The sequence below is a fragment of the Novosphingobium sp. KACC 22771 genome (assembly GCF_028736195.1).
Taxonomy (GTDB): Bacteria; Pseudomonadota; Alphaproteobacteria; order Sphingomonadales; family Sphingomonadaceae; genus Novosphingobium.
This window is the reverse complement of the sequence record NZ_CP117882.1, coordinates 852,252-866,368: the sequence shown is the minus strand read 5'-3', so window position 1 is coordinate 866,368 and position 14,117 is coordinate 852,252. Positions and strand designations below refer to the sequence as shown.

At 61.5% G+C, this 14,117-nt stretch carries 13 protein-coding genes; 8 read left to right on the top strand and 5 right to left on the bottom strand.

From position 1 onward, the window contains the following. The first annotated feature begins 188 nt into the window (after positions 1-188). The 3 genes from PQ467_RS20740 to PQ467_RS20730 all read left to right on the top strand — a co-directional run bounded on the left by PQ467_RS20740 (position 189) and on the right by PQ467_RS20730 (position 2,326). The gene (locus tag PQ467_RS20740) at positions 189-326 is read left to right on the top strand and encodes a hypothetical protein (RefSeq protein WP_274176380.1); all 138 of its coding nucleotides are present in this window, start codon (positions 189-191) and stop codon (positions 324-326) included. Positions 327-496: 170 nt separating this feature from the next. Further along, positions 497-1,552, top strand: coding sequence for a hypothetical protein (locus PQ467_RS20735; RefSeq protein WP_274176379.1), 1,056 nt, complete (start codon positions 497-499; stop codon positions 1,550-1,552). A gap of 15 nt (positions 1,553-1,567) precedes the next feature. Continuing rightward, on the top strand, positions 1,568-2,326 hold the full coding sequence (locus PQ467_RS20730; protein WP_274176378.1) for an SDR family oxidoreductase: 759 nt from the start codon (positions 1,568-1,570) through the stop codon (positions 2,324-2,326). Between the two features lie 67 nt (positions 2,327-2,393). Here PQ467_RS20730 and PQ467_RS20725 read toward each other — a convergent pair whose 3' ends face one another. Both PQ467_RS20725 and PQ467_RS20720 read right to left on the bottom strand, forming a co-directional pair. Beyond that, complete coding sequence (locus PQ467_RS20725) at positions 2,394-3,230, bottom strand: 3-keto-disaccharide hydrolase (protein WP_274176377.1); 837 nt, start codon at positions 3,228-3,230, stop codon at positions 2,394-2,396. Next, complete coding sequence (locus tag PQ467_RS20720) at positions 3,227-3,814, bottom strand: TetR/AcrR family transcriptional regulator (RefSeq protein ID WP_274176376.1); 588 nt, start codon at positions 3,812-3,814, stop codon at positions 3,227-3,229. The genes PQ467_RS20725 and PQ467_RS20720 overlap by 4 nt, the downstream gene beginning before the upstream one ends. Positions 3,815-3,921: 107 nt before the next feature. On the opposite strand from PQ467_RS20720, the gene PQ467_RS20715 reads away from it, so the two are divergent. The 5 genes from PQ467_RS20715 (at position 3,922) to PQ467_RS20695 (ending at position 10,630) form a co-directional block, all read left to right on the top strand. Beyond that, on the top strand, positions 3,922-4,806 hold the full coding sequence (locus PQ467_RS20715; RefSeq protein WP_274176375.1) for a sugar phosphate isomerase/epimerase family protein: 885 nt from the start codon (positions 3,922-3,924) through the stop codon (positions 4,804-4,806). Further along, positions 4,803-5,861, top strand: a complete 1,059-nt coding sequence (locus PQ467_RS20710; protein ID WP_274176374.1) for a Gfo/Idh/MocA family protein — start codon at positions 4,803-4,805, stop codon at positions 5,859-5,861. Before PQ467_RS20715 ends, PQ467_RS20710 begins: the two co-directional genes overlap by 4 nt. Then, entirely contained in the window at positions 5,858-6,652 is a 795-nt protein-coding gene (locus PQ467_RS20705) for a hypothetical protein (RefSeq protein ID WP_274176373.1), read from the top strand. The genes PQ467_RS20710 and PQ467_RS20705 overlap by 4 nt, the downstream gene beginning before the upstream one ends. Next, positions 6,653-7,897 (top strand): MFS transporter, encoded by a 1,245-nt coding sequence (locus PQ467_RS20700; protein WP_274176372.1) that lies wholly within the window; start codon positions 6,653-6,655, stop codon positions 7,895-7,897. 117 nt (positions 7,898-8,014) lie between these two features. Next, positions 8,015-10,630: a glycoside hydrolase family 2 TIM barrel-domain containing protein gene (locus tag PQ467_RS20695; protein ID WP_274176371.1), complete on the top strand. Its 2,616-nt coding sequence runs from the start codon at positions 8,015-8,017 to the stop codon at positions 10,628-10,630. A gap of 846 nt (positions 10,631-11,476) precedes the next feature. Here PQ467_RS20695 and sucD read toward each other — a convergent pair. The 3 genes from sucD to PQ467_RS20680 are packed head-to-tail and all read right to left on the bottom strand — an operon-like array spanning position 11,477 to position 14,091. Then, positions 11,477-12,373, bottom strand: coding sequence for a succinate--CoA ligase subunit alpha (gene sucD / locus PQ467_RS20690; protein WP_274176370.1), 897 nt, complete (start codon positions 12,371-12,373; stop codon positions 11,477-11,479). A 9-nt stretch (positions 12,374-12,382) separates the two neighbouring features. After that, on the bottom strand, positions 12,383-13,315 hold the full coding sequence (locus PQ467_RS20685; RefSeq protein WP_274176369.1) for an electron transfer flavoprotein subunit alpha/FixB family protein: 933 nt from the start codon (positions 13,313-13,315) through the stop codon (positions 12,383-12,385). A 29-nt stretch (positions 13,316-13,344) separates the two neighbouring features. Next, a complete protein-coding gene (locus PQ467_RS20680; protein WP_274176368.1) occupies positions 13,345-14,091 on the bottom strand; it encodes an electron transfer flavoprotein subunit beta/FixA family protein in 747 nt (248 codons plus the stop codon). Positions 14,092-14,117 lie beyond the last annotated feature (26 nt).

Sequence of the window (14,117 nt, the reverse complement as noted above, 5' to 3'; positions counted from 1 at the left end):
GCCGAATCATGAGAACTCGACTGGCTGGGGTGGGAGGATTCGAACCTCCGCATGGCGGTACCAAAATTTGATACCCGTTCGAATAACCCGTTTCAGCTTCATCGAGAACCGCAGAAATCTGCGGCTTTCTGTGTGCTACGCGACGATAGAGTCCGCGCCAAGAAAAATCGTGACAGAAATCATGGCAGATGTCGCGTGAAGAGCTTGTTGGCTTAAGGCGGATGCTCGAAGCCATGAAAGCGCCCGCCCGCATAACCGTTGATTTTTCAAGCCGTCATGAAGAAGCTCCGCTTGTTGCTCCTCTGACCTTTGCTGCGGGCGCATGATTACGGATTAGGTGGCAGCTTAACAATGGGAAAGCACCCTGGCGATGCCTTACAGACAGAAAAGTGGCGCATTTACCCGATCTCTATCGACAATGCGGAATTTTTTGGCCATATCTCTACGCAATTAAAAACTGCGATCAAGCAGTTGTCGATCGTAAAGAGGATTCGCCATGGCCAGCACCGCATCGCACTTTCGTCCTGTCGCCCCGCCACAGGTCATTGAGAACGCCTTCACGCCCGATCAACACGCGCGCATGCTCGATGTGGTGCGCCGCAACGGTCCATGGTCGCTCATTCTGGCGCAACATTTCAAATCGCCTGAGGAGGTCATCGCCACCACTTCCGGAATGGTCCCCGAAGGCTTCACGCCCACTTGGGACATGTTCCTCAGCCCCGTGTTCCGCGGCTATTTCGCCAAAGCCTCGACCGTGCTGTACCCCGAAATCGAGGATTGCTTTCTCAACACAAAATTCCTCGATCTGGTGCGCGGCTATTGGGGCGCTCGCTATGCCACGGCGGAAAACATGCTGTTCAACATTCAGGGGCCTTCGACCGGCGGTGGACGGCCGCATGTGGACGCCACAAGGTTTCGCGGCATTTCCATGCACAACACGCCGATCTGGCTGATGAACACCATGGTCAAGACCGGACTGTTCAAAGCATGGCAGCAGAAGAAAGCGCAGGTCATCACCTGGTATTACAAAGGCCAGACCGGCGGCGGTTTCACCTATTGGCCCGACGGTCTGCAAGAACCGCCTGCCCAGATCAAGGCGCCGATGTGGAGCCGCGCCGTGGTGGTTGAAAACGAGATGATGTTTCATACGGCTGAGTCCAATGGACCAGCCGCGATGCGCCGTCCTGCCGGGCTGGACATCAGCACATTGATGAGCGCCGATCCGCAGGATGCCAATGGCTGGCAGTTGACCACCCACGACAAGGTCATCCAGCGCATCCCCGAAGAGGAATTCCGTTTCCTCGTCCATTGGGGCGCCGATATTTACATGGACATGGCCGAGTTGAAACTGGCGCTCGACCATACTGATGATCTGACACATGAGCGCGTGTTTGACATCATTATCGCCGATCTGTGCGCGCGCGGCGAGAGCTTCATTATGCCCTCTGATCCGATGACAGACCAGAGCTTTATTGGCGTGCTGACGCGCGTTTATGATCCGGGCTTGCCCGCCATCCTGCCCGCCGAACCAGAAGAAGCCGTCGCTGCCTAGGACGCAGGAACACGCATGACCCGCACCATCGTCATCACCGGCGCCGCATCGGGCATTGGAAAGGCCACCACGGACCTGTGCCGTGCTGCAGGCGACCGTGTGATCGGGGTTGATCTGGCAGGCAGCGATATCAATGTTGATCTTGGCAGGCCCGAAGGGCGCGTGGCGATGATCGATGCCGTCGGGCAGCTTGCCCCCGATGGCATCGATGGTCTGCTGGCCGGAGCAGGTATCTCGCGCCCTGATCCAGCCACGATTGCCGTCAACTATTTCGGCGCGCTTGCCACGCTGGACGGGTTGAGGCCGCTACTGGCAAAATCGGCCCGTCCGCGCGCGGTGGCGATCTGTTCAACCGCCGCGATGCTGGCGGGCAATGATGCGGTGGTGCAGGCCTGTCTGGCAGGGCCGGAAGAGGCCGCGCTTGACCTGTGCGCCGCCGCTCCGGCCAGCGCCTATCTCGATTCCAAAAAGGCTCTGGCGCTTTGGCTGCGCCGCGCGGCAACGGCGCCGGACTGGGCAAGGGCGGGCATTGCGCTGAACGGTATCGCGCCGGGGGTGGTGTTAAGCCCGATGACAGCGCCGCTCTTCAAAGATCCGGCGATGGTTGCCGCAGTTCAGCAAAGCAATCCGATTGTGACCAAGACCTACGCTCAGCCCGAGGAAATAGCCGAAGTGATCCGTTTTCTGCTTTGTCTGGAAACGCCCTACCTGCTGGGGCAGGTGATCTTTGTGGATGGCGGATCGGATGCTCTGTTGCGGCCCGATCAGTTTTGAAAATCCGCATCTGCTGAAGGTCGATTGACTTGCGGGCATGATCAACCGGTCCCTGCTTGGCCCAAGTTCAGATCTCCCTGATCCTTACGTTCCGCCATCGGCAAGCCGCGTCGCGTCCCCAGCGGGCCTCGCCGAAATGCGAGTCGTGATCGTGAACCTCAAAAGCGATATGGCCGCGTTCGCCCAGCAGCGCCTCGACGGCAGCCGGATCATAGCCGGGCGATTGCAGTGCGGCGGTGTCGATTTTAGCAATTTCGAGACCGTTCACCCAGGTAGTGATGACGGGCAGTGCGCCGCCCACACAGCGAATGCGCAATTCGTTCCAGTCGCCCCAACGCCACACGGCAAGGAAATCTTCAACCGCTGCGGCATGGGCAAGGCGGGCGACCTTGTCGGGCGTCACCGGCTCTACGCTCGTTTCCGGATCATCGGGCCTGAGGCCGACTGGTTGGCCATCATTACCCAGCGCCGCGTCCACCGCAAACGGTACGGCTGAAAATCCCGCAAGACCATTGCCGTAAAAGCCGCCAATGCTACCCGAAGGCCGATGATCGATCAGCACCTGAAAGCCTGCCCAACTGTCACGCTGACGCCGGATCATCACGCCGGTATCGGCTGGCCAATCCGGCTGCATTTCCAGCACCAGTTCAAAATCGCCAAATGTCTCTTCGGAGAGCAGATAGCCGCCATAGCCCAGTTTGGCCTGCCGCCCCACGATTGCGCTGTCCTCGACTTGCCAGATCGCCGGGTGCCTTTCCGGATCAGGCGGCGTTTCCATGCCATATTGCGCCATCAGATCGGCAATCCGTGGCCCGCCGGGGCACCAGTCGCCGTAGATACGGGGTATCGACCGCCATCCATTGAGTGTGCTGCCGTCGAACAGGGAGCGGAATGGGGCGTTCATCGTTGTCCTTCACCCTTTCTCAGAAGAAGATCAATTTCCGTGGCAAGCGCGGCCGCCATGTCAATCGACCGATCGACCAGCCAGCGCACCTGAAGGCCATCGGATTGCGCGATCAGCATCATCGCGGCATGATTGGCGTCCAACGTTGGCGTTACGCGGCCCGCTGCCTGCCGCTCGCGTATTTCATCGGCGATGTATCCCTGAAGCGTCGTAAACCGGGCGCGGAAAAAATTGTGTGCCGGATGCGTCGGATCTGCGGCTTCTGCGGCAAAGGCAGTGTAGAGTTGAACGAGGCCGGGTGTCTTCGTGTTGCGCCGGGCCGCTTCCACCATCCATGTGAAGATATCCGCGTCGGGGGCAGGGCTGACGGCGTTGCCTTCATCCCAGATACGCAGCACTTCCTGAAGCAACACTTCGCGCGATGAGAAATAGTAGATGATGTGCGCGCTGTCGATGCCGATGCTTCGCCCGATCTGGCCCAGCGAGGCTCCGCGATAGCCGTCGCGACTGATCACCTCCGCCGCCGCCCGCAGGATTTCGTCCCGCCGTTCCTGTCCTTTTGTATAGGGTCCACGCTTGCTCATGGCGCATCACTAGCAGGACTTCACCTGAATTTATAGCTTCCATAAAAATTTAGCATCGCTATAAGTTCGGCAAAAGAACCATAAGCCATCTGTGGGGAGGCTGTCTGTTGAAGCGAGTCGCGATCAATCCGCTGCCATGGGTCACCGGACCCCTGGGTCCTTGCGTTACCGAGCAGAATTTGCGCGAAGCTCTCACTGATCTGGCGCAAACGGGGTTTCGCGCCCTTCACACCGATGTGCCTGCAAGCATGACGATCGGGCAGTACAAGGCCATTCTGGACGAATACGGCTTTGCCCCGGCGCCCGGCTATTTCGCCGGAGATTTTCACCTTGCCGAAAAACAGGGCGCCATCGTCGAACAGGCCAAGGCGCATGCAGGAACGCTGGCTGCCCTTGGCGTCGGGAGCACTTTCGTGGCGGGCAACATCGACATGGCGCGCTTCGCCAACCCCGCCGTTGGTGAAAACGGATCTGCCGAGCGGACAAAGCGGATCGCCGAGACACTCGCCCGCCTTGCCGATGCGGGCTTTGCGGAGGGGGTGCGTTTCGCCCTTCATCCCCATGTCGCTATGATTATCGAGACGGAGGAGGAAACCCGCGCCGTGCTTGATATGACCGCCGGGTCCAGTCTGGGTTTCGGGCCGGACACTGGCCATCTCCTGTGGGCGGGCATGGTGCCGGAACGGATCATCGCTGACTATGCTGACCGGCTGGTTGCGGTGCATCTGAAGGATGTCGATCCTGCGGCCTTCCGTCAGACGTTGCGCTATGAGGATGATTACATGGCGGCGATCGGCACCCGTCACCTCTGGACAGAGCCGGGGCGGGGCATGGTCAACTTCGATGCGGTGTTCGAGGCTCTGCCCGCCGGTTTCGACGGCTGGTTCGTGGTGGAGGTCGATGTGCCGAACCTGCCCTCAGCGCTGGAAAGCAGCCGGGCTTCCTATGATTTCCTTGCCTCCCATCCCGCCTTTGCCGGAGACATGGCATGAGTGGAAGCAAACCCTTGGGCGTCGGCTTTGCTGGCGCCGGGCCGGTCACCCAGGCCATTCACCTGCCGACGCTGGCCCATCTTCCGGATCTGTTCAAACCTGTTTGCGTAATGGACGTGAATGGGGATCTGGCGGCCTCAGTGGCGTCCAATGCTGGCATGCGCCATACCGTCTCGATCGAGACGCTGATGGCCGACCCTGCCGTTGATGTTGTCGCCATTTGCAGTCCCCAGCAATTTCATGCCGATCAGGTGATCGCTGCGATGCGCGCGGGCAAGAAAGCGGTGCTGTGCGAAAAGCCGCTGGCCAACAGCGCGGACGAAGCGCGGGCTATCACCGAGGTTTCAGCCGAAACCGGCGTCCCGTTGGTGGTTGGCGCAATGCATGTCTTCGATCCGGCATGGCGCGCCTTGCAGGATGCGCTCGGCGATCTGCCCACCCGCGCGCGCAGCATCCGCTCCAGCATCGTGCTGCCGCTCAATGATCGTTTTGAAAACTGGGCGAGCGAAGTGACCGGCCGTCCCGACCTGGCCTTTACCATGCCCGGCGAGATGACCCCTGAGTTGGTCCGCCAGACGTTCCACGGTCTCATCCTTGGGCTGGCCGTGCATGACCTTCCGCTTGTCCGCAAATTTCTGCCGGACTGGCGTGAGCTGCAGATATGGTCGGCGCGGCAACTGGCACCGTTCGGCTATCTGATCGCCGGTGAGGCGGGAGGGTGCGCGGTGCAGCTCAATGGGACGATGCACCTTCATGGTGAGGTCTATTGGGATCTGGAGGTCGTGACCGATGCGCAGGTGTTGCGTATCCGGTTTACACCGTCCTATGTCCACGGCGGGTCGGCCATCGCCACTATTACCGATGCCTCTGGCGCAATCCGGCAGATCGGCCCCTTTGATCGCAACGGCTATGTCGAGGAATGGCGCGCGCTTTACGCCGCGGCCCATGGCGACCGGAGTGCGGTGCCTGCGCTTGCTGCGATCGCGCAGGATTTCGACTTCGTAATCGATGTCGCCACGAAAGCGAGCGTGAGCGCGATCGGAGAACTGCCATGACTTTGCCATTGACCATTGCCGCTGAAGCACCCGGCCTTCAGCAAAGGCTGCGCAAGACGCTGGCCAGTTTGCCTCTGTCTTATCGCGCGCCGGAGGAAGGCGGCTCTGCTGCCGTGATGCTGATCGCCGGTCAGGGGGACTGGACGGCACGCGCGACGGCCGCAGTCGATGCCGGCGCCCGCGCCATTATCATTGCCGATCCGGGCATGACCGCTGCGAACGCTGTTCTGGCGCTGGCCGACAGGGCGGAACAGGCCGGAGTGGTCGTCGAACTGGCGGAACGCTATGCCGGCGATCCGACCTTGCTGCGCCACTGCGCCGATCTGGTCCAGCATCTGGCGACGACATCCACGATCCTTATCAACCAGGTGGGCGATCTGGCCTTGCCGTTGCAGGCTGTGCTGGACATGGTGCGCACGGCGCGCGCGCTGGGCCAGTCACTTGTGCTCACCCATATCTGGCATACCCCGCATGCGGTCGTGGTGCGCGGCTTGGCAGGGGAGAAACTGTTTGAAGGCCTTGCCACGGCGGGCAGTGCGGGAACGGGCCAACGGATCGATGCGCTTGGCTTTGGCCGCACGTTGCGTCTGGCGCTCCGGGGGGATGGATCGGCCAGCCCTGCCGACTTGCGCATTGCCAACGCCAAGGGTGAAAGAAAATTGCCGCAAGTGTTCGAAAGTGTCGATCGCGCGGCTTGGCAGCGCGCCCTGACGGCGGTTCGAAACGGCAAGGCCGATGGCGGTGTGCTGCGACAATTCGCGGCGGATCTCACCATGATCCGGGCGTTCTGAATGGCGACCGGGGTGGCCGGGCGGGCAAGTGGCCCCTTCATCGCGGCTTATTGGATTGCCCAATGCGGCAATTGGCTGGGGCTGATCACCCCTGTTACGCTGACCATTGCCATAAGGCTCGCGGAGATTGCGGACCCCGCCCGCAAGATGAGCCAGCTTGGTCTGGTGCTGGGCGTCGGCGCGCTCGCCTCGATCATCGCCACGCCCATATGGGGCCATATCTCCGATCACACGAGCGCGCGCATCGGAAGGCGCAAGTTGTGGATGATTGTCGGCGTCGCGGGGGGCGGGGCGGGTCTGCTGCTGATGAGCGCCACGCACGACATCACCCTGTTCGGCCTCGGCTGGGTGATCGCCCAGATCGGGTTCAACGCGAATCAGGCCGCGCTCAACGCCCTGCTGCCTGACAAGGTGCCCGAAGCCCAGCGGGGCCGGGTTTCGGGCCTGCTGGGCCTCACCATCATCGTGGCGGTGGTACTGGGCACTTTCCTCACCCAGTTCACGGCTGACAATGCCTATCTGCTTTTCCTCGCGCCTTGGCTGGGCACTGTCTTGAGCCTCGCGATGATCCTGCCGATGTTCCAAGACAGTCCCGCCCCCGCCTTTTCCGAAACTGCGGCCGGAATAGGCCGGTTCCTCTTGTCTTTCCGCGTCGATCCGCGTGAACATCCCGATTTCTACTGGGCGTGGCTCAGCCGATTTCTCGTCGTCATGGGGATCGCCTATCTTCAGGCCTACTCGGTTTATTTCCTGTCCGACCGGCTGAAACAGCCGATGTCCGAGGTGCCCCGGCTGATCTTCATCAACGGCAGCATCGGCGCGGTGATCACTTTGGTGATCTCGCCCGCCGCCGGATGGCTGTCGGACAGGATGGGGCGCCGGAAGCCTTTCGTCTTTGTTGCCGCTGTGATCGGGGCCGCCGGCCTGGTGGCAACCGGCATGGCGCAGAGCGTGATCCAGTTTCTGATCGGATCGGCCATCGCCGGAATCGGCATCAGTGTCTATTATGCCGTTGACCTCGCTCTGGTTGCCGCAGTGCTTCCCGACCCGGATAGCAGCGCCAAGGATATGGGCATCTTCCAGATCGCCAACACTTTGCCCCAGTCGCTGGCCCCGGTCATAGCCCCGGCCTTTCTCGTCATCGGCGGAGTGCCGGGAGGCAACTATCCTGCGGTGTTCATCGCCGCATCGGCCTTTGCCCTCCTGGGTGCCGTGGCGATTATGCCGATCAAGAAGATCCCTTGAATAAACGGATAGGGCATCGAACAGATCGAAGGGCTGCCTGCCAGCGGAAGCACGTTTTGTGATGCCTGTTCGCAAGGTTGGGGTGAAGCATCTTCGCAGGGAAGGAAGGGAAGAGGGATGAGCCGGAGCAAAGACCTGATTTTCTCGCGCCGCGCCTTGTTGCAGATGTCCGCTGCAGCAGGTGCGCTGGGCCGGGCTTTCCCTTCCTTGGCTAGGCCTGTGCTGGCCCGCGCTGAAAGGCTGGAGGTCGATCGGCGCGGTCAGGCCTTTGACGCCGATTGGCGCTTTCATAGGGGCGATGGCGAAGCCCTGGGGGCAGAATCATTCGATGATGATGCGTGGCGTCCCCTCGATCTGCCTCACGACTGGAGTATCGAGGATCTGCCCGGCAGCGATCTGGCCTTGAACGGCGTTCTGCGGGAGGCCGATACAGCGCCGCTGTGGCAAAAGGTCGCGCAATCGCCGCGTCTGATCGGTCCGTTCGATGCGCGGCTCAATGACAATCAGGCCCTTGCGCACAGCGCCAACGGCGCTCCAACGGCCTATACGGTCGGTGGCGTGGGCTGGTATCGCAAGCACTTCACCCTGCCACCGCTTGCGCCCGATGCGCATGTCGAACTTGAATTCGACGGCGTCTATATGAACGCCCAGATCTGGCTCAACGGCAGGCTGGTGGCAGAGCATCCCAACGGCTATTCGCCCTTCGATGTTGATCTGACCCCCCATCTCGATCTGTCCGGACGGAATGTGCTGGCTGTGCGGGTGGCAAATATCGGTCGCAACAGCCGCTGGTATTCAGGCTCGGGCATCTACCGGCATGTTCGGTTGAACATCGTGCGCGCGACCCGCTTTGAACAGTGGGGCCTGACGGTCACAACGCCGGTTGTCACGGCGGATGCCGCGACCGTCCATGTGGTTGCCAGGACCATCAATGCCGCGTCGGAAAGCTTTGTCATCACCCGTATCCGCGACTCGGGCGGCAAGATCATCGCGGAGGGCACCGGCGCCGTGGATGTGCCCGCGCAGCTTCATCTTGCGCGTCCGCGCCTGTGGTCACCGGACAATCCGGCCTTGTACGAGGTTGAATGCCTGCTCGTGGCAGGGGGCAGGACCATCGATCGGATGATTGCGCCGCTCGGCATCCGCAAGATCGAAATCGACGCCGTCAACGGTCTGCGGATCAACGGCAAGCCCTTCAAGCTGCGCGGCGGCTGCATCCATCACGACAATGGCCTGCTGGGCGCGGCGGCCATTGATCGCGCCGAAGAACGCAAGGTCGAACTGCTCAAGGCGCGTGGGTTCAACGCGTTGCGCGCCTCGCACAACCCTTCCTCGCCCGCTTTCCTTGAAGCTTGTGACCGGCTGGGGATGCTCGTGGTGGAAGAAGGTTTTGACATGTGGCGGGTCAGCAAGAACCCGGATGACTACGGCCTCTATTTCGATGGCTGGTGGAAGCGGGATCTTGCCGCCATGGTGCGCCGCGGGGTCAACCATCCCAGCATATTCATGTGGAGCATCGGCAATGAAATCCCGGAGCGCGGCGAACCCGATGGCGTCGCTACGGCGCGGATGCTGGCCGACGAAACCCGCCGCCTTGATCCGACGCGGCCCGTGACGCAGGCGGTTCCCGGAAGCGCTGGGCCGGATGTGACCGGCCCCGGCGGGAAACCGGATCAGGCGGCTTTTCAGTTCCTCGACGTGGCAGGCTACAATTACAGGCTGTCCTCCTATGAGCGCGATCACGCCAAATTTCCCGACCGTGTTATGGTCGGTACGGAGAGCTTTCCCATCGACGTCGATAAAATCTGGCGATTGACCGAGAAATCGCCCTACCTGATCGGCGACTTTGTCTGGACGGCGATGGATTATCTTGGCGAGGCAGGGATCGGGCGAACGGGTCTGACCGGCGACAAGCCCGGTGAAGCCGAATACCCCTGGTTCGGCGCCGGGTGCGGGGACATTGACCTGATCGGCGCTCAGCGGCCGCAGTCCCTGGCCCGCGATGTCGTCTGGGGGCTGAGCCCTCTTGAGATCGCCGTCCAGCGGCCAATCCCGGATGGGCGGCGGGAGGTGCCTTTCCTGTGGGGGTGGCGCGACGAACTGCAAAGCTGGACCTGGCCAGGTGCCGAGGGCAAAAGCCTTTCTGTGTCGGTGTTTTCGCGGGCCGAAAGGTTCAAGGTGGAACTGAATGGCCGCCTTGTCTCTGACCAGACGATTGATGTGAGCAAGGGCGCGATAACGCATGTGGATGTCCCCTATGAGCCGGGCACACTGCTTGTTACCGCCCTTGTGGGAAGCAGGCCTGTTGCGCGCCGCAAGCTGGAGACAGCGGGCGCCCCCGACACGCTTCGCCTCAAGCCGGACCGCAAGCGGATCGCGCCTGATGGCAACGATCTGGTTTATGTGACAATCGAGATCGTTGACAGGTCGGGCTTGCTTGTTCCGGATGCCGCCCACATCTTTCGCGCCGATGTATCGGGGCCGGTGGAGTTGGTGGCATTGGGCAATGCCAATCCTCGTGGGATTGGCAGTTTTCGGCAATCCGTCGCAAAGACTTGGCATGGTCGTGCGCTGGCAGTGCTCCGCCCGACAGGAGAACCCGGTCTTGCGCGCATCAGCATCGAATCCGATGGCCTGCAATCCGCGCAGATGTCCGTGATGCTTGATCCCGCTGTCCAGCGGATCAAGTTTACGGAAAGCTTCACGGGTTCTGGGTGGCGCGGGCAAATTTAGGAGGAGCGACCGGGCTCGATCATCAGGAACCAGCTACTGACCATGCTGGTAAATTCAGATCACGTGTCCAGACTCGTTACCATGATGCTGGCCGGTAATTTTTTGCCTCGGCTGCTCAATCTGATCGGATCATTCAGCCGAACGCTTCTGGTTATGATGGAGGGGCTGCGGGGCGGGCCACCGCAGATGATATTGGATGATGGGTTTCTTCCCGGTATCTAAATTTGCACTTTCGCACGATCCGAAAAAGAAGTAAGATCATACTTACATGATTACGCAGAGACGTGACGTGGGAGAGTTGCTATGGGTTGGATGCCAATTTTTACGGCAGATTATAAATGTTTGCTTGTGGCGCAGGCGGTCGCGTTGTCGATCTCGATGCTGACCTTTTGGGCTGTGGGTTGACCGCCGCATCAATGCAGTGAACGCCGCCTTGCCTTCAAAAGGCGATATTTTTGCGTGAGCGCCTGTTTTTGTGACGGAGTGCCTTATGGCAGCAAAGGCGCCATATTTCGAGTCGGCGGATATTCTCTTTTGCCTTGAGGGGCAGACGCGTCGGCTTGATTTTGGCGCTTGAGCATAGTCGCCCTTTGATTTTTGAACGGGCCCGGTATTTTGCCTCTGTCAGTCCCAGCGCGAGGCTTTCGATCACGATTGCCAGTTTGCCCCGCCCACTCGCAGGCCACATATCGCGTGACATTTACTCGGAATGTGCGTGGCGATGGGCGCCCGAGGGCATCGACATCCTCGACCAGTGCGCGTTTGAACCGGGATGGCCGGCACATGGCATTCTTCTAACACCGGGCGGGGTTAACCACAGATGGCCAATCCCGCCCGGCGTTTAACTTAATTCCAGCTCTTGAGCGCTTCGGCGAGCGTTTCGCCGAGCAGGCTGGGGCTGGCCGAGACCTTGATGCCCGCCTCTTCCATCGCCGCGATCTTGTCTTCGGCGCCGCCCTGGCCGCCCGAAACGATCGCACCGGCGTGGCCCATGCGGCGGCCCGGAGGCGCCGTGCGGCCCGCGATGAAGCCGGCCATCGGCTTCTTGCGCCCGCGCTTGGCTTCGTCCTTGAGGAACTGGGCCGCTTCTTCTTCGGCGCTGCCGCCGATTTCACCGATCATGATGATCGACTTGGTGGCTTCGTCGGCCAGGAACAGTTCGAGCACGTCGATGAAGTTGGTGCCGTTGACCGGGTCGCCGCCGATGCCGACAGCGGTGGTCTGACCAAGGCCGATGTTGGTGGTCTGGAACACTGCTTCATAGGTCAGCGTGCCCGAGCGCGAGACAACGCCCACGGAGCCTTCCTTGAAGATCGAACCGGGCATGATGCCGATCTTGCACTGGTTCGGGGTCAGCACGCCGGGGCAGTTCGGACCGATCAGGCGCGACTTCGAACCCGAAAGGGCGCGCTTCACGCGGACCATGTCGGCCACGGGGATGCCTTCGGTGATCGCGACGATCAGCTCGATTTCGGCGTCGATCGCTTCGAGGATCGAGTCGGCCGCGAATGGCGGCGGAACGTAGATGACCGAAGCGGTCGCGCCCGAAACGGCCTTGGCTTCGGCAACCGTGTTCCAGATCGGCAGATTGGTTTCAGCGTGGATCGTGCCGCCCTTGCCGGGGGTAACGCCGCCAACCATCTGCGTGCCATAGGCCAGCGCCTGCTGCGTGTGGAAAGTGCCGGTCTTGCCGGTCATCCCTTGCGTGATGACCTTGGTATTCTTGTCAATCAGGATCGACATGGGATGTCCTTAGAGTTTTGAGGTAATCTCGGGCACGGCGTTAAACAGATCCGCGACCAGCCCGATGTCGGCCACCTGGAAGATCGGCGCGTCCTCGTCCTTGTTGATGGCGATGATGGTCTTGCTGTCCTTCATCCCCGCCAGGTGCTGGATCGCGCCGGAAATGCCCACGGCGATGTAAACCTGCGGCGCGACGATCTTGCCGGTCTGGCCGACCTGATAGTCATTGGGCACATAGCCCGCGTCCACCGCCGCGCGGCTTGCACCCACCGCCGCGCCCAGCTTGTCGGCCAGCGGCAGGATGGTGGCGGCAAAGGTCTCGGCATCCTTCAAGGCCCGCCCGCCCGAGACGATAACCTTGGCGCTGGTCAGTTCGGGGCGTTCCGACTTGGCGATTTCCGCGCCGACGAAGCTGGACAGCCCCGCGTCGCCCGTCGTGGCGACGGTTTCGATCGAGGCGCTGCCGCCCTCCGCCGCTGCCTTGGCAAAGGCGGTGGTGCGCACGGTGATCACCAGTTTGGTGTCGCTGCTCTCCACCGTCGCGATCGCATTGCCCGCATAGATCGGGCGGGTGAAAGTCTTGGGCCCTTCCACGCTCAGGATGTCCGAGATCTGCGCCACGTCGAGCAAGGCCGCCACGCGCGGGGCGATGTTCTTGCCCGTGGTCGTGGCGGGCGCCACAAAAGCGTCATAGCCGCTCATCAGACCCACCACCAGCGGCGCGACATTCTCGGCCAAACCATGTTCATAGGCCGCATCATCGCCCACCAGCACCCTGGCCACGCCCGCGATTCCACTCGCCGCCTCGGCCACACCGCCAACGCCCGCGCCCGCCACCAGCACATACACCTCACCCAGTTGCGAGGCCGCGCTCACCGCCGAAAGGGTCGCATCCTTCAAAACCGCATTGTCATGCTCGGCCCACACCAAAACCTGTGCCATCATCCCATCCTTTGCAGTGGCGTCCGCCCTCAGGCGACGCCCAGTTCCTTGAGCTTGCCCACCAGCGCATCGACATCGGCCACCTTCACGCCTGCGCTGCGTGACCCAGGTTCGGCAACTTTCAGCACCTTCAGGCGCGGCGTGATGTCCACACCGTAATCGGCCGGGCTCTTCGTCTCGAGCTTCTTCGACTTGGCCTTCATGATGTTGGGCAGGCTGGCATAGCGCGGTTCATTGAGCCGCAGGTCCGTCGTCACAATCGCGGGCAGAGCCAGCCTCACCGTCTCCAGCCCCCCATCAACCTCGCGCGTCACCAGCACATGCTCGCCATCCACCTCAACCTTCGAGGCAAACGTCCCCTGCGGCCGCCCCGTCAGGCCGCTCAGCATCTGGCCCACCTGGTTGCTGTCATCATCAATCGCCTGCTTGCCCAGCACCACCAGACCCGGCGCTTCCTCCGCCACGATCTTCGTCAGGATCTTGGCCACCGCCAGCGGTTCAACCGTCTCTTCCGTGCTCACCAATATCGCCCGGTCCCCGCCCATCGCCAGCGCCGAACGCAACGTCTCCTGAGCCTTGGCCGGACCGATGGACACGACAACCACCTCGCTCGCCACGCCCCGCTCCTTCAGACGTACCGCCTCCTCCACCGCGATCTCGTCAAACGGGTTCATGCTCATCTTGACGTTCGACAAATCAACGCCCGTCCCATCCGCCTTCACACGAGGCTTCACATTGTAATCAAGCACACGCTTGATCGGTACCAAAAGCTTCATCGCTCTCCCCTATCCTGATATTCAAT